The 19,702-nt window shown below is 49.8% G+C and carries 21 protein-coding genes; 6 read left to right on the forward strand and 15 right to left on the reverse strand.

The genetic code is table 11. The annotated features are described in order from the left end of the window. Positions 1-157: 157 nt before the first annotated feature. From JW878_01630 to modA, 6 genes are all read right to left on the reverse strand, one after another. Complete coding sequence (locus JW878_01630; protein MBN1761765.1) at positions 158-439, reverse strand: substrate-binding domain-containing protein; 282 nt, start codon at positions 437-439, stop codon at positions 158-160. A gap of 76 nt (positions 440-515) precedes the next feature. After that, entirely contained in the window at positions 516-791 is a 276-nt protein-coding gene (locus tag JW878_01635) for a substrate-binding domain-containing protein (GenBank protein ID MBN1761766.1), read from the reverse strand. 134 nt (positions 792-925) lie between these two features. Beyond that, entirely contained in the window at positions 926-1,978 is a 1,053-nt protein-coding gene (locus JW878_01640; protein MBN1761767.1) for an ATP-binding cassette domain-containing protein, read from the reverse strand. A 33-nt stretch (positions 1,979-2,011) separates the two neighbouring features. Then, positions 2,012-2,812 carry a molybdate ABC transporter permease subunit gene (gene modB, locus JW878_01645; GenBank protein ID MBN1761768.1) on the reverse strand — a complete coding sequence of 267 codons (801 nt, stop codon included), beginning with the start codon at positions 2,810-2,812 and terminating at the stop codon, positions 2,012-2,014. 23 nt (positions 2,813-2,835) lie between these two features. Then, the gene (gene tsaA / locus JW878_01650) at positions 2,836-3,345 is read right to left on the reverse strand and encodes a tRNA (N6-threonylcarbamoyladenosine(37)-N6)-methyltransferase TrmO (GenBank protein MBN1761769.1); all 510 of its coding nucleotides are present in this window, start codon (positions 3,343-3,345) and stop codon (positions 2,836-2,838) included. A gap of 52 nt (positions 3,346-3,397) precedes the next feature. Further along, positions 3,398-4,225, reverse strand: coding sequence for a molybdate ABC transporter substrate-binding protein (gene modA / locus JW878_01655; GenBank protein MBN1761770.1), 828 nt, complete (start codon positions 4,223-4,225; stop codon positions 3,398-3,400). Between the two features lie 268 nt (positions 4,226-4,493). On the opposite strand from modA, the gene JW878_01660 reads away from it, so the two are divergent. Next, a complete protein-coding gene (locus tag JW878_01660; GenBank protein MBN1761771.1) occupies positions 4,494-4,703 on the forward strand; it encodes a TOBE domain-containing protein in 210 nt (69 codons plus the stop codon). Here JW878_01660 and JW878_01665 read toward each other — a convergent pair. The 8 genes from JW878_01665 to JW878_01700 all read right to left on the reverse strand — a co-directional run bounded on the left by JW878_01665 (position 4,700) and on the right by JW878_01700 (position 11,935). After that, the gene (locus JW878_01665; GenBank protein MBN1761772.1) at positions 4,700-4,903 is read right to left on the reverse strand and encodes a hypothetical protein; all 204 of its coding nucleotides are present in this window, start codon (positions 4,901-4,903) and stop codon (positions 4,700-4,702) included. The genes JW878_01660 and JW878_01665 overlap by 4 nt on opposite strands. A 272-nt stretch (positions 4,904-5,175) precedes the next feature. Further along, on the reverse strand, positions 5,176-6,558 hold the full coding sequence (locus JW878_01670; protein ID MBN1761773.1) for an exodeoxyribonuclease VII large subunit: 1,383 nt from the start codon (positions 6,556-6,558) through the stop codon (positions 5,176-5,178). A gap of 24 nt (positions 6,559-6,582) precedes the next feature. Then, positions 6,583-7,167, reverse strand: a complete 585-nt coding sequence (gene thpR, locus JW878_01675) for an RNA 2',3'-cyclic phosphodiesterase (GenBank protein ID MBN1761774.1) — start codon at positions 7,165-7,167, stop codon at positions 6,583-6,585. A gap of 24 nt (positions 7,168-7,191) precedes the next feature. Next, entirely contained in the window at positions 7,192-8,157 is a 966-nt protein-coding gene (gene uppS / locus JW878_01680; GenBank protein MBN1761775.1) for a di-trans,poly-cis-decaprenylcistransferase, read from the reverse strand. Between the two features lie 5 nt (positions 8,158-8,162). Further along, positions 8,163-9,674: a DNA-directed DNA polymerase II small subunit gene (locus JW878_01685; protein MBN1761776.1), complete on the reverse strand. Its 1,512-nt coding sequence runs from the start codon at positions 9,672-9,674 to the stop codon at positions 8,163-8,165. Continuing rightward, positions 9,665-9,985: a thioredoxin gene (gene trxA / locus JW878_01690; GenBank protein MBN1761777.1), complete on the reverse strand. Its 321-nt coding sequence runs from the start codon at positions 9,983-9,985 to the stop codon at positions 9,665-9,667. The genes JW878_01685 and trxA overlap by 10 nt, the downstream gene beginning before the upstream one ends. A 208-nt stretch (positions 9,986-10,193) precedes the next feature. Then, positions 10,194-10,370, reverse strand: coding sequence for a hypothetical protein (locus tag JW878_01695; GenBank protein MBN1761778.1), 177 nt, complete (start codon positions 10,368-10,370; stop codon positions 10,194-10,196). 77 nt (positions 10,371-10,447) lie between these two features. Further along, positions 10,448-11,935, reverse strand: a complete 1,488-nt coding sequence (locus JW878_01700; GenBank protein MBN1761779.1) for a radical SAM protein — start codon at positions 11,933-11,935, stop codon at positions 10,448-10,450. A gap of 90 nt (positions 11,936-12,025) precedes the next feature. Here JW878_01700 and gatA point away from each other — a divergent pair, with 90 nt between their 5' ends. Beyond that, positions 12,026-13,471: an Asp-tRNA(Asn)/Glu-tRNA(Gln) amidotransferase subunit GatA gene (gene gatA / locus JW878_01705; GenBank protein MBN1761780.1), complete on the forward strand. Its 1,446-nt coding sequence runs from the start codon at positions 12,026-12,028 to the stop codon at positions 13,469-13,471. Between the two features lie 81 nt (positions 13,472-13,552). Further along, entirely contained in the window at positions 13,553-15,010 is a 1,458-nt protein-coding gene (locus JW878_01710) for a hypothetical protein (protein ID MBN1761781.1), read from the forward strand. On the opposite strand, the gene JW878_01715 is transcribed toward JW878_01710, so the two are convergent. Beyond that, the gene (locus JW878_01715; protein ID MBN1761782.1) at positions 14,985-16,352 is read right to left on the reverse strand and encodes a CCA tRNA nucleotidyltransferase; all 1,368 of its coding nucleotides are present in this window, start codon (positions 16,350-16,352) and stop codon (positions 14,985-14,987) included. The genes JW878_01710 and JW878_01715 overlap by 26 nt on opposite strands. Before the next feature lie 232 nt (positions 16,353-16,584). Here JW878_01715 and tgtA point away from each other — a divergent pair, with 232 nt between their 5' ends. The 3 genes from tgtA (at position 16,585) to JW878_01730 (ending at position 19,475) form a co-directional block, all read left to right on the forward strand. After that, the gene (gene tgtA / locus JW878_01720) at positions 16,585-18,063 is read left to right on the forward strand and encodes a tRNA guanosine(15) transglycosylase TgtA (GenBank protein MBN1761783.1); all 1,479 of its coding nucleotides are present in this window, start codon (positions 16,585-16,587) and stop codon (positions 18,061-18,063) included. Between the two features lie 517 nt (positions 18,064-18,580). Further along, a complete protein-coding gene (locus tag JW878_01725; protein ID MBN1761784.1) occupies positions 18,581-18,805 on the forward strand; it encodes a hypothetical protein in 225 nt (74 codons plus the stop codon). Between the two features lie 13 nt (positions 18,806-18,818). Beyond that, positions 18,819-19,475 (forward strand): hypothetical protein, encoded by a 657-nt coding sequence (locus JW878_01730; protein ID MBN1761785.1) that lies wholly within the window; start codon positions 18,819-18,821, stop codon positions 19,473-19,475. Positions 19,476-19,702 lie beyond the last annotated feature (227 nt).

Below are 19,702 nucleotides of genomic sequence, written 5' to 3' on the forward strand. Positions count from 1 at the left end.
AGCGATTCTCGGCCTGTTCCTGAAGGAGGACAAGTGGTATGAGTAACGTTAAAAAAGCAAAACGAAATAATAATCGTACTCTACAGTCAGTGTGTCCACTGATGACTCGAAGTGTCGCGAATCAACAGGTAGCAGACCACGTAACACTGAGCGGTCGCTACAACTCCCATCCGTACTTACGGTAGACCGCTCTCGCCTCATCTGTACGTAGGAATGCGAGGACTTCTTCAGCCTCAGCCAGACTCGCCGCGAAGGTAAACATTCCAGCAGCCGTGCTCCTCCGAATCTGCAGCTCTCGGGGCAGCTCAACTGCCTGGATGGTGGCGGGATGCATGAGGGCAAAGACGTTCCAGCCAAACGCGACGTCCACCTCTTTGAGATTGATTGTCCGGATCAGATGGATGCAGCCGTCCGCGAAAACGGTGATGTTCCGTCGCACGGCGTCCGTGATGCCCGCCTGTGCGGTGATGTCGTCCCAGACCCCTTAAGACAGCCTGAGATGGAGACCGAAATACTTACGCCCTTTGCGTAAGATCGCCGAGGCCCGCGATGCTCTTAGGATTTCCCTTCTGAACGAGTAAGGCGGATCGCCTATAGCCAATGGTCCTCCTGCTCGACTTACTGATCACGGCATCGTTTTCCGCTAGATCCATCGCGTGTTCCGCGCCGAGAACGAGAATATCGCCTTCCTTCTTTTCCGTTGCCTGTCTTATCAACGCATCCGCCTTGCCAGCAACCACCTTTACGGTGATTCCGCGCTGCTGCTCAAAGAGCGCTGCGACTTCGATCAGTGGCGGGGCTACCCCCGCCGCACAATAATCTTCACGGGATTCATTTCATTCCATTCATCTCCATACCTCCCGAGAGGCTAGGGCTCGCTCATCTGCGAGCGATCGTGGTGATCGCAAAACCACGATCATTCACCTCACGCGCTCACCACATGCGCCGAGGTCGCCTTGAAGGTTGCAAAGACCGCGTCGCCCTGCTGAAGTTTGAGGTCAGCGCGGGATTGCTTGGTGATAAGCGAAACGAGGCCGGTATCCAGGATCACGCGGGTTAAGGGGCCGATGTCCTGCAGATCGGTGATTCGACCGCTCATGACGTTTCGGGCACTGCACTCGCTTCTACTCTTACACAGGAGGACGTCTTCGGGCCGTATAAAGACCTTCACTGTGCCCTCGTGGATCTCAGAGACCGCGCGGATCTTCCCGTGGATCTCGACCTCGATCTCCGCCACCCCGTTCTCCGTGCGCTGAACCACACCGCGCAGTATGTTCTCGATCCCGACGAAATCGGCCAGTTCCTCGGTCTGCGGCTTGCTGAAGATCTCGTACGGCGTCCCCACCTGCATCAACTGCCCCTGCATCAACACCGCTATCCTGTCGGCAAGCACCAACGCCTCCGTCTGGTCGTGTGTGACGTGCACCATCGTAATCCCGAATTCCGCCTTTACCCGTTTCAGCTCTTCACGCAGATAATCCCTCGTTCGGGAATCCAACGCGGAGAGCGGCTCATCTAATAGGAGTATCGAGGGCTCGATGGCGATCGCGCGAGCGATGGCTACCTTTTGTTGCTCACCGCCGCTCAGCGTCCCGGGATACCGGTGCCCGAGATGCTCGATGCCCAGTAACGAGGTGAGTTCATCCACCTTGCGCTTGATCGCACTCTTCTCCAGTTTGCGCGTTTTCAAGCCGAACCCAATGTTCTCCTCAACGGTCAGAAAGGGAAAGAGCGTATAATCCTGATAGACCATGCCAATGTTTCGCTCACGCGGCGGGATATGTGTGATGTCCCGATCGTCGACGAATATTTTGCCTCTGTCAGGCCGGAAGATCCCGGCGAGAGTTTCCAGCAGAATGGATTTCCCGGCACCCGTCGGACCTAAGATGACAAAGTACTCGTCATCGTTGATCTCGAGCCAGATATCGCGCAAGAAGAACTCACCGAGATCTTTTGAAACACCCTCTATTCGTATCATCTCTCTTTAGCCGCTCCTATCACTCGAACCGATCTAAAACACACGTGCAAACCCTCCATAGCGCTCGAAGACGAAAAGTGAGACGAGCGAAATCACAATGAGTATGGTGGCAGCGGCGATGGCCAGGCTGAGCTCCCCGCATGACATGTTCAGGTACAGCGAGATGGGCAAGGTCTCGGTCTTCATCCGTGTTGCCCCGGCGAGCATGAGCGCCGCGCCGAATTCACCGATGCCTTTCGACCAGGTAATTACCGAACCCGCGAGGAGTCCGTGCTTCGACATTGGCAGCGTCACCCGCCAGAAGGCCTGGCCGTCGGTGCACCCCAGGGTCTTGGCTACGTGCTCGTAGCGTGGGTTGATGCCCTGGAACGTGCCCTTGAGAATCCGGAACATGAAGGGCACATTGACGAAGAACTGCGCGATCACAATGCCGAGCGGCGTGAAGACGAAGACGATCCCCTGCTCGGCGAGCCCCTTTCCGAAGTCCGTCGTGCCGAAGAGGATCAGGAGCCCCACACCGGCGACCAGGGGCGGCAAGGCCAGTGGCGCATCGAGTATGGTATTGATCAAGCTCTTCCCGCGGAACTCGTAGCGGGCGAGCGCGTAGGCCACCGGTATCGAGATAGCGATACAGAGCAGCGTCGAGGTTGCCGAGGTAAGCAAGCTCAGCTCAATAGCAAACCGGATTTCTGCGGTGAGCATGCTCCCAGCCAACGCCTGCCCGGTGGTGTGCGTAACGATGCAGATGATCAGCGTGAGTATGAAGGCAGTGAGCAGTAAGCTCGCGAGAATCGAGATGATCTTGACCTTCTCTTCTCGTAACTCTTTCAGCATCTTCCCTTTGCTCCGTTCCTCATTCACTCACGACGATGCCTGCCCGCTTTGCCCTTACGCATATCCAACCGCGGGTTTCCCAGCCACCCGTTGCTCGCATCCGCGCGATGGTCAAAGAGTGGCACGAGCGGCTTGATGTCGAGGAGCGGCGTGCCGTCCAGGATGTCCACCTCACTAATCTCCAATACGTTCTTCTTCACGCTTTCCAGCTTGACCACGGACAACCCGATCGGATTCGGCCGCTTGAAATGGCGTACGGAGAAGATTCCCCGCTCTTCTTCCTCTAAGAATGGTTTCGTTATTAGGGCATAGCCCTCGGCACGATGAAAATGGTAAATAAGGATGAGGTGCGAGAAGTGCTTGATGTCCTTGAGGCCCGCAGCGAACTCGGGGAAGACCTCCACCTCACCCTTCGATTCTTTGCCAAAGACACCCTGGATGGGCGCTTCCTGTTTGTCTCGGAACCCGGTATGGATGACGCCGATCGGCCGATACCGTATCTCCTCCTCACGGCCTTTCTGCTCTCTCGCCATCGTCAGCTCAGTCAGCAAGTGCCTTCTCGGTGTTCTATCCGCAGGCATGGACCTATTCGTACTCAGGGTTCGGATAGGTGATAAACCCGTGCTTCGTGAAGATCGCCTTCCCCTCGTCTGAGGCGACGAAATCGACGAACTGCTGCGCGTTTTCCGGGTGCTCTGAGAACGTGGTTCGCCCTATTGGAACGATATTGATGATATTCTGCTCCTTGGGTATCTCAACAACATCGATCTCGTCCACGAATTTGACCGTATCCCACCAGTTGACCGACGCGTCCGCTTGGCCCATTGCGATCTGCATCATCACCTCGTTCATGGTCGGTAAGGTCGCGATCACGTTCGGCCACGTGGAATTATACAGATTGTTCTTCTCCAGGATCTTCACACCGGTACTGCCGATTGCCGCGGCCTGGGGATCGCCCCACACAAGTTTCACATCATCCCGTGTAAAGTCTTCCAGGCAGGTGATATTCGCGGGATTACCTTTGGGCACCGTAATTATTGGTATGTGATAGCAGATGTTCTGCGTGTAATCAATGAACCCTTTCTCGGTCGCGATGTCAATATACTTGGTTGCACCGGGCATATAGCAATCGCCCGCTTGCGTCAGCTCCATCTGGCTAAGCAAGGCGTTCGAGCCCGCGTAGTTGTACTCCACCTTCACGCCGTACTGCTCTTCAAAAACCGTTCCAATCTCGTCCATCGGCTTTCTCATGCCCGCGCCGGAGTAGACCATGAGTGATGTTGTGCCGTCTGATGCTTCCGTCGATGCTGGTGTGGTCGCTGGTGTTTCTTCGTTGATGCACCCGGCGAGCATCGTTGTCGTTGCAATTGCCACTATAACGATTAAAGCTATTATTTTCCTCTTTCTATCCATCTTATCTCACCAATCGATATGCATAGATATTCATATCAATATAAAAAGGGTGTGGTTTTTCTCAGGGATTGTTTTGAAGTTTCTAAATAAACGCCCTTTATAAACAGCAGATCAAGACAGTTGCAAAGACGAGCCATCATTCGCACCCCCGCGATATGCTCTTGCGCAATTCGGTATAAAAAAGCTTTCGTTTTTTCGCGGGCAGTCAGACCGAAACGCTTTTTAACGAGGATGCTGGATTATTACCTGGAGGCATGGGAAGAGGAAGATGCCATTAAGTGCACGTAATAGAATTAAAGGCGTGGTGAAGGGGATAGAGATAGGCGAGGTTGCCGCTTCGGTAAAGATCGAGATCTCGAGACCCGCAACGATAACCTCGATGATCACGCGAGAGGCGGCGGACGATCTCGGGCTCGAAGAGGGCGATAACGTGGAAGCAGTGATCAAAGCGTCCGAAGTGATGGTCTCGAAGGACTAAAAACCGACCGAAAACCCTTTCGAAAGCCCATGCTGTTTTGTTGCTACGACCCTTGGTAAAGCGGATAGTCCGCGATAAACCACGGGCCCGACTCCTTTTAGCTCTCTTAGGGCTATTCGCTCCAGCGTTTCACAATCTTCTTCAGCGATAGTCTGAAGTAACCGTATCAGGTCTTTTATCAGTTTTGTTATCTCGTCCATGTGGCTCGGCGGGCGATGCTCGGCGCCCCGGCAGTTTGCGGCGTGGGGTAGGTTGGGTTTACAGAGAGCAGCACAAAGCCAGCGCGGGACGGTGCAGCGCCCCGCGCCGAGTTGCGTGTGTGCATGCTTCTCTTTTGAGGCGGGTAAAAGCGGAGGTAAAATAGCGGCTACCCGACATGTATTGTTATACCATTCGATATAAAAAGGTTTTCGGTCTTGTGGCTATTCCGCAGCTCGGGATCAAGAAAGAATCTGATGATATACCTTCTCTTTTATTGATGCTGCTTTGCTTCCTTCTGCTTCACTTCTGAAACCGCCTCTCCGTCCTTTAGCAATACTTTGAGTGCATCACCGACCGAAATATCCGCGACACTCCGTACAATCGTCCCTTCGGGCCATTTCGAGCAGATGCTGTATCCCCGGTCGAGAATCGCCAGAGGACTCAATGCGTCCAGTTTACCCATAAACGCTTGCACGCTCTTACGCTGCAGCGTTACACGGTGCGTAAGCTCCGCAACCATCGTCCGCTTCAGTTCGTCCACCGTCTGCCGATACTGGTTTATCCGCTCGGTCGGCTTTCTAAACAGAATGCTCTTCTCCAGGCTCTCGAACCGCCGCCGCTGGTATTCTATCGCTTTGAACACGTTCTGCCGCATCTGCAACTCCAGCGATCGCAAGTTCTTATTGATCTCGCGTTTATCAGGCACGACGTACTCCGCGGCTTCCGACGGTGTCGCGGCACGTTTATCCGCCACGAAATCCGCGATCGTGAAGTCCGTCTCGTGCCCCACCGCCGAGATCACCGGGACCACAGAAGAGAAGATCTCACGCGCGACGCACTCCTCGTTGAACGCCCAGAGCTCTTCGATCGAGCCGCCGCCTCTGCCCACGATCAGCACGTCTAGTCGCTCCCGTTCCGCACTGTACCGGTTCATCAGTTGGATCGCCTGCACAATCTGCGTGGGTGCTTCTTCACCTTGCACGGCAACGGGCGCCAGCAGAATATGCACGTGCGGGAATCGTTTCTTCGTTATCTTTAGCATGTCCCGAACAGCCGCGCCCGTCGGCGACGTGATAATGCCGATTCGGCGTGGGAAACTCGGTATTGGTTTCTTATACACCGCGTCAAATAGCCCTTCCTCCTTCAGCTTCTTCTTCAACTGCTCGAATGCAAGATAGAGCGCACCGATGCCCGCCTCCTGTATCTCATCCACGTACAACTGGTACCGGCCCCGCTTCTCGTACACGCTTATACGGCCCCGGACAATCACGCTCATGCCGTCCTCGGGCACGAACTTCAGTCCGCGGTTCTTCTCCCGGAACATCACGCACTGCAACTCCGAAAGCTCGTCCTTGAGCGTGAAATACAAATGCCCGGACGTCGGCTGGCTGAGATTCGAGAGTTCGCCCTTTATATACACGTCCCGCAGCTCTTTATCCTCCTCTAATATCCATCTTATGTGGCTCGTGACCTCGTAGACGGTGTAGATGCGCGGCGAATCCTTTCCTCCTACCTCTTCCGCTTTCAGCGCCGGCTCATCCTCCTTCTCGTCTTCGAGCTCTTTTCGTCCTCTCTCATTATCGGGTGCAAAGCTGCAGTTCTCCTCCTCCTCTCCGCCAACAGTACGCGCATGCAAGAAGTCCAGTAAGGTCATACCCTTCCGGGGCTTTGCCATTGTCTATCCCCCCAGCCTCTTCACGTACAAATCCTCATAAATCGGCCCTTTCGGCGTTAGCGTGCTCTTCTTTAATTTCAACTCGGCCACTTGCATCTTCCCCAGTTCTGCATCGTGCAGTTCCTCGATCTTAGTCAGCACCCGGCGCAGTTCGCCCTTGGACCGAAACGGCCGCTTCACTCTGCAGAGCGTAACGTGCGCACTGAACCGCCGCTCCAGCGGATAGCCTAACGCGTACATTGCCGATTCCACCTCCTCCTGCAACGCCTTCAACTGCTCCTTCCCGCTGCTCATGCCCACCCAGATAACCCGTATGTTCCGTGCTTTTTCTAACGAAGCCTTGGGAAAGAAGCCCACACCGCGCAGTTCTATCTCAAACGGTCCTTGACTTATCCCAGCCAGTGCGGCAGTAATTTGCTCCACGTTATCGTCCGGGACATCGCCGAGGAATTTTACCGTCTGATGCGCCAGGCTCGGATCCACGAACTTCACCGTGCCCTCCAGTCCTAACTGCGCGAAATCTCTCTCTAAATCAGCTATTCTGTTTCGTATCCCCTCTGAGAGGTCAACGGCGATAAAAGCTCTCATAAACTTCTCACACTCCAAAAACGTTTAATTTACCCTCTTTACTTCTTTCGATGACGCCTTCCGATCTAAGAGCCGTTTTAACAGCAGTATTCGAGAAGCGCGGCATTGCTGCCTCTCCTCTTCACGTTCCTGATAGGTTCGTATCGCTCTGAGGAGGTCGACACGTCGGAACTCCGGCCAGAACGGCGCGCAGAAGTACGCGGCACACTCGTTCCCCAACGCCTGCCACGGCACGAAATTACTTATTCGCACCTCGCCGCCCGTTCGTATAATCAAATCCACGCTCGTCTGCGAGTCCGAGTCCGAATCCGCGGCGTCATCTTCACCTTCTATTTGGCTGATGTACAAATGCCTCGAAATCGTCTCTTTAGTTATCTCCGCCGGAGTCAGGGATCCTTTTTTGACCCGGCTCGCGATTATACGCACCGCATCAACGATCTCCAGCCTGCCACTATACGCAACGGCAATGAACAATTTGTACCTGGTATAATGCGCGGTTGCCTGCTCGGCCTTTCTTATCGCTGCTCTTACCGATTCGGGCAGCAGATTGACGTTTCCTATCGCCTTCATCCGCACTTCGTTCTTGTGCATTCGCTCATCAACACTGAGCTTCTCGAATTCCGTGCGCAGGAGCCCAAAGAGCTTCTCCTTCTCCTCTTCCGACCTGTTAAAGTTCTCTATAGAAAAGGCATAGAGCGTAAGCTGTTTCACGCCGGTATCAAAGCACCATTCGATTACACGTTCCGTTATCTCCGCGCCGTAGTAGTAGCCCCTCTCCGTGGAAATCCCGAGCTTGCGCGCGTATCTGCGGTTGCCATCCATGATAATCGCCACGTGCCCGGGTAGCTTGCGCGCTACTATCTCGTCCTCCAGCAATTTCTCGTATTCTTCGTACGCCATACCGCGCAGCCAGCCGAATACGCTCCTCGCTCTGCGCACTGCGAAGTCCTTCATTCTATCGCTCCGTGTCACTACGCCGCCACGACCCATCGTCTTTACGCACCTGCTTTACTACTTCCGAAGTCCATTACCTTCACCTTCATCGACCCAAGCTCAACAACCGTTGCACAGCCAGCAACAGGCGTTATATCCCGCTTCTTCTGATACGGCGTCTGCGCTTGCCACGTTCCCGAATTGATAAGGAGTACGTTCCGATATTTAGCGATACCGACGGTGTGCGTATGCCCGCAGTGGAGTATGTCCGGCACTTGCTCGATAACACCATAATCACGCCCGTTCGGAGCGATGGAGACGGAGCCGCCGTATATGGGCGCGAAATGCCGCCTCTTCAGCATCTCGATCATCACGTCTTCCGGCTTCGAATAACTCAGCCTCGCGACCGAGCTGACGAAATCGTCATACGATTGGCCATGGTAGATCGAGACCACCCGTCCGCCGATTTGTATGCACGCCGGATTGCTCACGAAATGCGTATTATCGGGGAAGAACTTCCTGAGATATTCTGGCAGGGGCGGTTGTGGTTCCGCACCTCGTACCGCATCGTGATTCCCCGGCGCCACCACTACGTGTATACGTGACGGCAACTCGTGGAAATATCCCGCGGCTATCCGGTACTGCTCCTCTATGTCCGTAACTGACAACTCTTCCTCTTGGCCCGGAAATACCCCGATCCCATCGACAATATCACCTGCAACTATCAGATACGCGATATTTATCTGCTCGGCCTTCTCTCTCAGCCAGGACCGGAACCCCGCCCATGCATCTTCCAGAAAGGTGTCGCTGCCCACATGCATATCAGATATAAATACTGCATACATAGATTCGTTCCTTTGCCCGCCATTTCCCGCAGAAGGTAATGGCGCTTGCGACGTTGTATAGGGGAGGGGCACATCGGGATAGGATATCCGATTAGCGATAAAATACCCGCTATTGGCTAAAAAGCCAGTGACGCCGATGACCTCATCGGGTATTATCTCCTCTTGCGGTGATGCAATGACCGATACACTCCCCGAGGGGTCTTCCAAATCCACCCGGAGATTACCTTTTGCCGTTTTGTTCACGGACGAGACGATCCCCACTACGGAGGTCTCGTCACCCCCCATGCCACTTCTTAAGAACCGTATCTGCCCGCATTTCAACCGCTTCTTTATCAGTCCGCTCAGTCGTTCGTAGCGGTCAACGAAATGCGGTAAGAACTCTTTATGATCCGCAGCTTGATCATGCTCGGAGAACGAGAGTATTATAGCCGGCACTTCATCATGCAACCGCTCTCCAACCGCTCCCTCTGCATCAATGCGTACACCGTTACTGCGATTGATAAAATTTGCAATCTGCTCTGGCGAAATTACACAAACTGACGGGTCTATCGATCTCGCCACTTCCTCCGCGATCGCACCGAGATCGAACTGCCATGCGCTTTTACCGTTACCATCGTAGTGCGTGAGCAGAGCGATCGCCTCTGGATGTATCTGGAATCCAATGTCGGCGAACCGCTTCACAACTTCTATTTCCTTCAAACCTTCCTTTTCAAACGGTTTCACAACCATTCTTTCAGCTTCGCTTCAAAATACGGCTTTGGCATAGCGCCCTGGACAACGTCCACAGGCTCGCCATTCTTAAAGATGAAGATTGTGGGTATAGCCATTATCGCAAATTCCGTGGCTACTCGGGGATTTTCATCCACGTTCAGCTTTCCAAACACGATTTTACCCGCATATTCCTTTGCTAATTCGTCTATGATCGGTGCTACCATTCGGCACGGGCCGCACCAAGCCGCCCAACAATCCACGACGACCATAGGATGTTTCTTTACCATTTCTACAAACGTACCGTCAGTAATCGTCACAGGATGGTCTATAACAGCCCCACCAGATTTTCTCCCTTCTTTCTCCGCTTTTGCCCGCTCTTCCATCTCATGCAACTTCTTTTCTCGTATCCGCGCCATCTCCTGTTCCTCAGCGCTCACAGCCGTGCTCTCCTTCTCTTTTCCTTCTTCCATTCTTATACCTCCTCACTGCATCTCTCTATCTGTTACTTTCTTAACAAGATGAAATCGCTGATAAACTTTATGCGTACTTAATGATGTACCGTATTGTGGTTGCCTCTTTACGGTCATCGCCCTCGTCGTGAATTATGGCTACCGCAGGGACCGTGCAATACGGCTTTATTGTCGCCCCTCGTTTGCCATAGCAATCATCCTTCACTTTGGTCAGCGAGGTCAAACTACTCTTCGAAAGGGGCACTTTTATACTTGTTCTTAGTTCTACTTAAAGCTACTGGAAGCACCGTTTGTTGAACACGGCGAAAATCAGTGATTCATTCAGTCCACGTCCGTTTTCGGGTTCAGAAGCGGCTTAGAAAACGCTTTCTCTACTGACGGTCGGTGAAGGGCGTTGTAGGTACAGAAAGGAATGATCCGCCCATCCGGCGTGGCGTAATGTATCCCACAGCGCTTAACCCGCTCCAAATCGAAGTTATACGGATCCATAAAGTGCATTGCGCCGATATAAAGCGCATTACGATGGAACTCGGCAACGGCTTCTCGATTTCCTATACCCAAGATATTGGAGAGCAAGGCCAAGGAATCAAAGCCCTCGGGCGCCTTATCTTTATCGATAAATCTCCGTATCGCTGATACGAGTCCTGCAGTCGCTCTTATTTTACCTATCTTCGATCTGGTTATCTCGTGGGCATTCTCCTTCAAGTACTCCATGAATCCTTCGACATCAATGAACTCCGTTATCGGTAGAAACTTCCCGTCTTCAACAAACACGTAAGTTGCCGCACCGCAGTGGGGATGAACCGTGAAAGCCAATTGTGGGATGCCTTTCCACGCCTCTATGAAGTACGAGATCGGGAGCACAAACGGCACGGGATAGAAGCTCTCACGGGGTATTTCGCCGTTTGTTTGCTCCTCCAGCAGCCTGATGAAATCCGGAATCGTTATTCTTCCTTTGTTTCGCTCTGCCTCGTCCATTCGGCCCTCGAACGAGATGGGCTGCGCGTTTACTCCTTTTATGATGTGTAAGTTCTTCGCCGCAAATCGCACGATATCGCCTATCTGGTCATCGTTCACGCCTTTCATAAGCGTGGGAACGAGTACGACACTTTTTATGCCGCCTTGCCAGCAGTTCTGAATTGCTTTTAACTTCGTTTGTAACGCCGTGTAGCCTCGTAATATTTTATACGGCTCTTCGGTCACCCCGTCAAACTGCAGATAGACGGTATGCAAGCCTGCTTCTTTCAGCTCATGACAGAACTCCACGCTCTTTGCCATTGCTACGCCATTCGTCGCCACCTGGATATGTGAAAAGCCGAGGTCACGTGCCATGTCAACAATTTCAACGAAATGCTCGCGTATGGTAGGCTCGCCACCGGCGAACTGAATCGCATGGCACGGAGGCACTTCACTCCGGAGCAGCTTCATCATGTCCTCCAGTTGATCCAGTGTCGGCTCGTAGAGATATCCTGCGACTGCGGCGTTGGCGAAACAGGTTGGACAGCGCTGGTTGCACCGATTCGTGAGGTCGATCAGTGCAAGCATCGTCGAGCTTTTATGCTCCGGGCAGAGCCCGCAATCAAATGGGCAGCCCTTAACACGCTCGGTATTTTGAATGCCCGCAGAAGCCTCGTCGTCATTCAAGCTCCACTGTGCAAATTTCTTGTAAAGATCAGCATCAGACCAATAAACGTCAGTGAAATCGCCATGCTCCTCGCAGCGCTTCTTCATCAAGATCTTGCCATCTTCCTCATACACGTCCGCATCAATGACTTTGTGACAGTGCGGGCACAGCGATTTCGTCTTCATGCGTTCCATTCGACAGCCAATCCACAAGAGTTTATAAAAGAAGTGTAATTATTGGTATATAAAACTAATCCAAATAGCTATACAAGAGCCATGACAACAGCAACCGAAGTCGTAGAGGGGATAAAAAGCGGGGATCTATCCTGTGAGGAAATACTCGCGAAACTCTACGAACGAATAGCGCAAAGTGACTTGAATTGCTATATAACGTTAAACAAAGAGAACGCACTTAAAACCGCACGCGAGGTGGATAAACGACGAGAAGAAGAGGAATTGCAACGTAAAAAGTTGCTCGGCGTGCCCATTGCTATCAAGGACAGCATTTCCACGAAGGGTCTCCAAACCACGTGCGCATCAAAGATTCTCACGGGCTACGTGCCTCCGTACGATGCGACGGTCATTGAGGCACTGAAGCGGGAAGGCGCGATACTCATCGGGAAGACGAACATGGACGAGTTCTGCATGGGCACGTCGACGGAGACGAGTTATTATGGGCCGACGAAGAACCCGCACGATCTCACACGAGTACCTGGCGGCTCGTCGGGCGGTAGTGCTGCGGCAATAGCAGCAGAAGAGGCCGTTATCGCGCTCGGCTCGGATACTGGGGGCTCCATCAGGTGTCCTGCATCATTCTGCGGTATCGTCGGTCTGAAAACCACGTACGGGTTCGTCTCGCGGTACGGACTCATTGCGTACGCGAATTCGCTGGAGCAGATCGGGCCGATGGCAATAACCGTACAAGATACCGCGCTGCTCTTGGAAGTAATCTCGACGAAGGATGAACGGGACAGTACACAGGTGAAGCTCAAGAACAACGCACCGACGAACTACTGCTGCTCGTGGTTAAACGGGACGAAAAATGTCAGTGACGAGCTAAAAGGCTTAAGGATCGGCGTGCCGAGGGATTTTCTCGAAGGCTGCTCGCCGGACGTTGAGAAGTCCGTATGGGACGCAGTCCACAGATTCGAGGAGTTAGGTGCGACCTACGAGGAGATACGGATGGCGAACCTGAAATACGCGCTTGCTTCCTATTACATCATTGCGATGTCCGAGGCGTCATCCAATCTCGCGCGGTTTGACGGGCTCCGATACGGACTGCGAGAAGGCAAGGACGAGGACTGGCATACAACGTTCTCGAAGATACGGGGCGAAGGCTTTGGCGAGGAAGTGAAACGGCGGATCATCCTCGGCACGTACGCGCTCTCCGCAGGCTATTACGGTAAGTATTACCTGAAAGCGCTCAAAGTAAGGACGCTGATCAAACGCGAATTCGAGGATGCGTTGAAGACACACGACATCTTAGCGATGCCGACGATGCCGTTTGTTGCCTTCAAGCTCGGCGAGCGGATAAAAGACCCGCTGTCGTTGTATCTCGCGGATGTCAATACCGTTTCGGTTAATCTGGCAGGTGTGCCGTCGCTATCGATTCCATGCGGTGTTTCAAACAACATGCCTATCGGGCTGCAGTTGGTGGGAAAGCATTTTGAAGAGGACACTATATTGAAGGCCGCGTTTGGGTATGAGGAGAGCGGTTTTTGAAAGAGAAGTTTATCAAAAAACTTCCTTTTGCAAGTAAATACCCGGTTGAAAAGATGATTCCCGAAGTGGAACGTGAAGAGAATGAAAATTGAAGGAAAAGGGTATTTAATCAATGCGAATTTGAATAAAAATTTCCCTGCTGAATTTGAAGTAGAACAAATAGACACCGGGAAAATATCAGGTAAGTGCACGCTTTCTGGATTCGGAGATGAAGACTTTCTTACGCAATCGCAGTTGAAAGATTGTCGTATTATTGAAGGGAGAATGATAAAATCAAATTTTAATAAGAGTGCTGATGAATACATTCCAGAAAATTTTCACGATTGTTATTTTGAAGGCAACACAAGAAATGGAGAGAAAGTATCTATAAAACATATCTGGGTGGACGGAATCCATACTCTTGGGGCCAAAGTTGACTTAAAGTTTTCAGCCGAAGAAGTAGAGCTCTCTTACGACATAATTTCTCCAGAAGACCAACTATTTATTGAATATGGCATTATCAATATTGACTTAGGACGTCTAAATTCTGGGTATATCAAAACAGGAATCGGAAAGATAACTTTATCGAAGTTGGAAGATCACGAAGAAGTTATAGAGAAAATGAAGATTTTTAAAACCCCGTTATTATCGGGGGTTATCAATATTAAGGCAGAGAATATTAGCAAATTTGACTCATTTGAGTCATATTTTAAAGAAGTCGATGAAACCGTCGCCAAAATCCTCGAGCTTTTGTCCTTGGCACAGAGCACTTATCTATCTTATTGTTCAATCCGAATTTGTTCAAAGCCTACAGATTCAAGCGATCTAGACGAATTTGAAACTAAGAAGTTGATACTGTTAGATCTAAAAACAAAGACTCCAAACCTTGGGGAGCCTCTCATACAGGATTGGGAGGATGTTCGTGAATTCATATCAAATACTTTTGCAAAATATTCTGATGTTCTAAAAAAATATGATTTTAATATTGCTCTTGAATGGTACCTCGATTCATTAATTAGTGGAGTACTCCAAAGCAAATATCTCATGGCATGCACCTGTTTTGAACTTTTGAAAGATAGATATAATAAAATCATCGCTGAAGAGTACATACTTGAAAAAGCGTTTTTTAGTGATAAAATTTACCCTAATTTGAAAGAAAATATGAAAGAAATATTGAAGGAGAATGGAATAGACAAAGATACTGCTGAGCATAAGAGAATAAGAGCAGAAATTTATGCTAATTTGAAAGGAGTTAATAGAATTAGTTTCACAAGCAGTCTTTTACGGCTTTTAGACGATTTGCAGATTATTCACAACGATCTATTTAGGGATATAAACATGATAGCAAAAATACGGAATCAAATAACTCATAGGGGTATCCAAAAAATGGATCCCAAAGAGTTATTAGACTTTTATGAAAAAACAATTTGCTTAATCCAACGAATTTTTCTCGCTTTGCTGGGATATGACGGATATTTTCTCGATCGAAATGACGGATATAAACGAAAGAAGTTCACTAATTTCATAACTGAGGTTAAATCCCCCGAAAATACTTACTGAAGAAATCCCCCAACCCTTCAGTGATCTGTATCTCTTCGTTCCTTAGAACGTCATATCTCCTATCTATCGATTTTGCTACGTTTTTGCCCAAGCTGCACGACCTCAGTTCGTTCTTCAGCAAGCTGACCACATCGGTATACTTCCGCTCGACTTCCACGACGTACCTTCCATTCTCGATAAACATCTGATGCGATGCTGCGTATTTCTCTTTAAACTTCTCTGCGTGCAATCTCGACGTAACTGGCGGCCCAAAATGCTTTTTTACATTAGGAAGCGACCACACGAGCATTTCGAAGATTAAAAACGCTTTCTCTGCTTCCGTACACACATCGCTCCGGTACACCTCAAAGCCGTGTCGTTCTATAAAATTCGTGACCGATGCTTCTGCTTTTCGTAACTGCGGGAAGAGAATATCCTCAACGACATCGGGCGCATCAAAGACGACCATCACCATCTCCGTTCCGCGCTCGTTCAGGAGTTTTGCAAAGTCATCCGCACGCAGTGGGGCTGCTTCCCGGGGTAGGAAGAATTCCATGCGCGGGTCAGCCAGGAAAGCCCGTGCGGCATCGATGAATCGGCAAAAGGAGTATTCGGATACCGCAGCCGCAACGTTCCTGTTCGGATCCACGGGATCGATCACGATGAGTGGATCGTTTCCCTCGCCCTTGTACGTCCCCTCTCCTTCGATATCGATCCGTTCACCGTAGTGCCACTGAGCGGCGGCGATCAAGAGCTTTTCGAACGAAGCGTGGTGCAGAACGAGTAATTCGCAGAGATAGCCCGCGAACCCTTTCCGCCTTAGCTCGGAGCCGTAAATCCCCAACCGCATCATAAATTGCTTGAGCAGGAGCACGTCATCGGCAAGTCCCGTGATCCGGTTCGTGATGTACTCCTTATGAAACGGGGTCCTATCAACCGCTGATTTCAAAGCAGACGCGTCTTTTACCAGAAAACAGGGCACCAGGTCCACTCCATACTTCGTTCTTAGTTCCGCATCGTAAAAGTACGCGTGTATATACGGGTGCGAGGCATACCGCTCCTCATATCGCTCAGAAATGCTCGTTGCGAGTGCGAGCCCCTGCTCCTTTAAATCCTCTTCTGACATGTCCTCGGGAAACATGATGAACACGTCGATGTCCGTCTCGCCACGTAACCACGTATTTCGTGCGGTTGAGCCTACGGAGATAGCATGCGCGTCTAAGCCCATCTCTGACGCCTTTTCGTTTACGTTAGTGATTATAAGGTCTGTTACGGCTTTCACTTGCCTCTGCTCATCCTCATCCGGTCTTATCCGCTCTATGACCGCTTCACAGATCCGGTTTATCTCTTCGTTCTTGTTCATTCTTGTCTGTGATGTAAAAGCCAAAACGACCTCCCACAAGAAGAATTGATGCTGGAAATAGTTAAATATACGTTACTTACGTGAACCGTCCAAATAAACAAGATTGCTGTGGGCACATTTGCTTCTCTAGATTTTTATTCACACGTTATGATTGTATACTAAACTAAAACTAGCGCTCAATAATTAATGACCAAGCACGTGCGTCACGCGTTCTCACGACAGGGGTTGGACTATGACTGCCTTTGAAATACGACATAAGGACTTAATGGGGAGAATAGGAAAGCTACAGACGCCACACGGAGTCGTTGAGACGCCGACGATTATGCCGGTGATAAACCCGAATCTCATGACCCTCGCGGCTGCGGACATGAAGAAGTACGGCGCCGAGATCCTCATTACCAATGCATATATAATCTATCGGAACACGGCTTTGCACGAAGAAGCGGTTAACCACGGCCTCCATTCGCTTTTACGCTGTGACCTGCCCATTATGACCGATTCGGGCTCGTACCAACTCTACGAGTACAAAGACGTTGAGGTGAGCAACAGGGACATATTGGAGTTTCAACAGCGTATCGGCTCTGACGTTTGCGTGCCGTTGGACATCCCCACTCCGCCCTATGTGAAGATAAGAAGAGCGAAGGACGATTTAGAGGAGACTTTGCGAAGGCTGCAAGAGGCACGCGGGATCGTTCAGAATAACCTGCTTGCCGGCGTGGTGCAGGGCTCCACGTTTGTTGACCTGCGGGAAGAGAGCGCACGGCGTGCTGCGGACCTTGATTTCGACATCTATGCGATCGGTGGTGTGGTGCCTTTGCTGGCATCTTACAGCTTTGATACGCTGGTGGATCTAATCATGGCGTCGAAGAGGAATTTGCCGTTGAATGCCCCTGTTCATCTCTTCGGTGCGGGGCACCCCATTATTTTCCCGTTAGCGGTTGCTCTGGGTTGCGATCTCTTTGATTCCGCTGCGTATGCGCTCTACGCAAAGGGTAAGCGATACATAACGGGCGATGGCACGAGGAAAGTGAACGATTTACAGTATCTACCCTGTTCGTGTCCTGTCTGCTCTTCATACAGCGTGAAGGAGGTTCAGGACGACGCGGATTTGCTGGCCGCACATAACTTGTGGGTTACGTTCGAGGAGATGCGGATAGTGAAGCAGAGTATCGTGGAGCGGAACCTGTGGGAGCTCTGTGAGCGAAGATGCAGAGCCTATCCCGCGTTGTTGAATGGCTTGAAACAAATGACGAAATACGCTGCGTTGATCGAGAAATACGATCCCGCGACAAAGCATCCGTTCTTTTATCTCAGCGAGTGTTCCGCACACAGACCCGAGGTGCTGCGCTATTCCAACCGGCTGGACCGGTTCACGTTATCAGGAAACGTCTTGATAACTACAATACCTAAAGAAACAGCTCTTACCGAAGAAGAGACGTTTGACCACGTATTCTTCGTGAAACCGCCGTTTGGACCGCTTCCCGTCGGCTTGAAGGAAAGTTATCCGGCGGGTCAGGCGGAAATACCTGCGCACATAGACGAGGAAGCGAAGACGGTTGCGTTACAGAATGTATTAAAACTGCTGAAGCTCAATAGAGCTGTAAAATTCGTGTTTTGTTACGACAGCAGGTGGGAAGGGCATCCATTGCTTGAAGAGATGGGGAAGTATGCGGAGGTGCGGACGGAATCCTATCACAGAGTGTGTGATTAGAGAACCATTCGTTGGCGATAGGGGGGGGCAGTTCACAGACTACAATCCAAAGTTTCTTTCAGAACCAATTACTTCTAGCCTACTTAACCTAACGAGTTTTTCGATTCCATAGTATCAATATTCGTATTCAAGGGGTTAGTACAACGGGCACCCTTCACAACCTCCAAGCTTTTATAAGCGCTAATACTGCTTCTTTTATCCTTTTAAAGTTTAAAATCAGTTTATTTATTTAAATATGCTCTAAAAAGTATAAATAGCAGAAATAGCGATTATGAACGCTTAGAACAGTGCCTACGGGCTTTGCTCTTAAAGTTGAAAAATCGGATGACTTTAGGAGCAAAAACGGAATCTTATGGATCAGCACCGCGATGTTCTGTGTAGTTAATATATAGATGGGGGTTTTCTATATAATTCTTGCGAAAAGCGAAAATAACTTAATTAGATCCGAATTTTCATAAATTAGCGAGAGTAAAAAGGCAGATTGTGGGGGTAGAAGAAGGGGGTGAAAAAAGCGGCCATGGGGATCTTAGAAGAGTTTAGAAGGGATGTGGGGCATATTATAGATAAAGATGTTTTGGAGTTGGATTTTGTTAAACCAAAAATAGATGATGACGAGAGAGAACTAACTAAAGCACTCACAAGAAGATATAGAGGTAGCGTGAGGATTTCTACAGGGTTATTCTACACTGATGAAGAACGTGCAAAGACTATAGAAGATTTATCGAAAGTAAAACTACCCTAAGAAATCCGAGATTATGAAAACTCTTGTTCAAGATGTTGAAGGCAGCTTAAGAGATCTCACGGAACTTTATATCGTGGTGAAAGAGATAGTAATATTTAGTGAAGAAATAGATAAAGATAAAAAAGCTGATATACAAATTCTTAACGAATTGCGAAATGCTTTTGACCATTTGATGCGAGTGTATGCATCATATTTCCAAATAGAGCGAGAAAAAGATGAAGGATATATAAAATTACATCTGAATAAAGCCTTTGGGCATGTTTATAGAGCGGGATTTGATTCGCTAGATAAAACAACACTCTTTTTAAGGAAATATATTGCTAATGAAGTTGATGGTTTTTCACCAGAGACATATCAAGCAGCGTTTCCAGAATATTATGAGTCTATAAGACCGGAAATTGAAGAAATTGATAACGACATTGCAATAATAAGGCTAAATAAAGATGTAGGCAATCCCAATTATGATAATTTTAGAACTTATGTCAATCATATGAAAACACTCAAAGGTTATTATGAGGTAGTGCTAAAAAGAAAAGCTTCACTTTTGGAGTTTGAAAATAGAATAAAGAATACAGAGAGGGGAAAGGACATGAAAACTATAGGTGAACAAATAATTATAGGGATATTATTAGTGATATTAGGTGGCGTTTTAAAGAGTTTATTTTTCTGATTTTTCATTTGCGGAGTCACTTCCAGACGATCATAAATCACCATTACTCGCATTTTTTGACTTCAGGCGTAAATGGCACTTTTGGAGCAAACGACATACTTTAGGAGCTAAAGTGACTTTTGGAGCAAAGCCGTGCCTACGTGTTAAGTAAACTTTGAAACTACCCGGTATAAAGTGATGCTGGTATGGCTTTGATCCCTCTATGATACCTTTTAGTGTTGAACCAT

The sequence above is a fragment of the Methanomicrobia archaeon genome, from assembly GCA_016930255.1.
Lineage (GTDB): Archaea > Halobacteriota > Syntropharchaeia > Alkanophagales > Methanospirareceae > JACGMN01.

Excerpts from the sequence above, each read along its gene's own strand:
- JW878_01715 (MBN1761782.1), bottom strand. The coding sequence starts at position 16,352 with ATGAACAAGAACGAAGAGATAAACCGGATCTGTGAAGCGGTCATAGAG.
- JW878_01685 (MBN1761776.1), bottom strand. The coding sequence starts at position 9,674 with ATGGTTGTGAAACCGTTTGAAAAGGAAGGTTTGAAGGAAATAGAAGTT.
- thpR (MBN1761774.1), bottom strand. The coding sequence starts at position 7,167 with ATGAGAGCTTTTATCGCCGTTGACCTCTCAGAGGGGATACGAAACAGA.
- uppS (MBN1761775.1), bottom strand. The coding sequence starts at position 8,157 with ATGGGTCGTGGCGGCGTAGTGACACGGAGCGATAGAATGAAGGACTTC.
- JW878_01730 (MBN1761785.1), top strand. The coding sequence starts at position 18,819 with ATGAAAACTCTTGTTCAAGATGTTGAAGGCAGCTTAAGAGATCTCACG.
- JW878_01640 (MBN1761767.1), bottom strand. The coding sequence starts at position 1,978 with ATGATACGAATAGAGGGTGTTTCAAAAGATCTCGGTGAGTTCTTCTTG.
- JW878_01725 (MBN1761784.1), top strand. The coding sequence starts at position 18,581 with ATGGGGATCTTAGAAGAGTTTAGAAGGGATGTGGGGCATATTATAGAT.
- JW878_01700 (MBN1761779.1), bottom strand. The coding sequence starts at position 11,935 with ATGAAGACGAAATCGCTGTGCCCGCACTGTCACAAAGTCATTGATGCG.
- tsaA (MBN1761769.1), bottom strand. The coding sequence starts at position 3,345 with ATGGCGAGAGAGCAGAAAGGCCGTGAGGAGGAGATACGGTATCGGCCG.
- JW878_01660 (MBN1761771.1), top strand. The coding sequence starts at position 4,494 with ATGCCATTAAGTGCACGTAATAGAATTAAAGGCGTGGTGAAGGGGATA.
- gatA (MBN1761780.1), top strand. The coding sequence starts at position 12,026 with ATGACAACAGCAACCGAAGTCGTAGAGGGGATAAAAAGCGGGGATCTA.
- JW878_01670 (MBN1761773.1), bottom strand. The coding sequence starts at position 6,558 with ATGACCTTACTGGACTTCTTGCATGCGCGTACTGTTGGCGGAGAGGAG.
- JW878_01710 (MBN1761781.1), top strand. The coding sequence starts at position 13,553 with ATGAAAATTGAAGGAAAAGGGTATTTAATCAATGCGAATTTGAATAAA.
- tgtA (MBN1761783.1), top strand. The coding sequence starts at position 16,585 with ATGACTGCCTTTGAAATACGACATAAGGACTTAATGGGGAGAATAGGA.
- JW878_01665 (MBN1761772.1), bottom strand. The coding sequence starts at position 4,903 with ATGGACGAGATAACAAAACTGATAAAAGACCTGATACGGTTACTTCAG.
- modA (MBN1761770.1), bottom strand. The coding sequence starts at position 4,225 with ATGGATAGAAAGAGGAAAATAATAGCTTTAATCGTTATAGTGGCAATT.
- modB (MBN1761768.1), bottom strand. The coding sequence starts at position 2,812 with ATGCTGAAAGAGTTACGAGAAGAGAAGGTCAAGATCATCTCGATTCTC.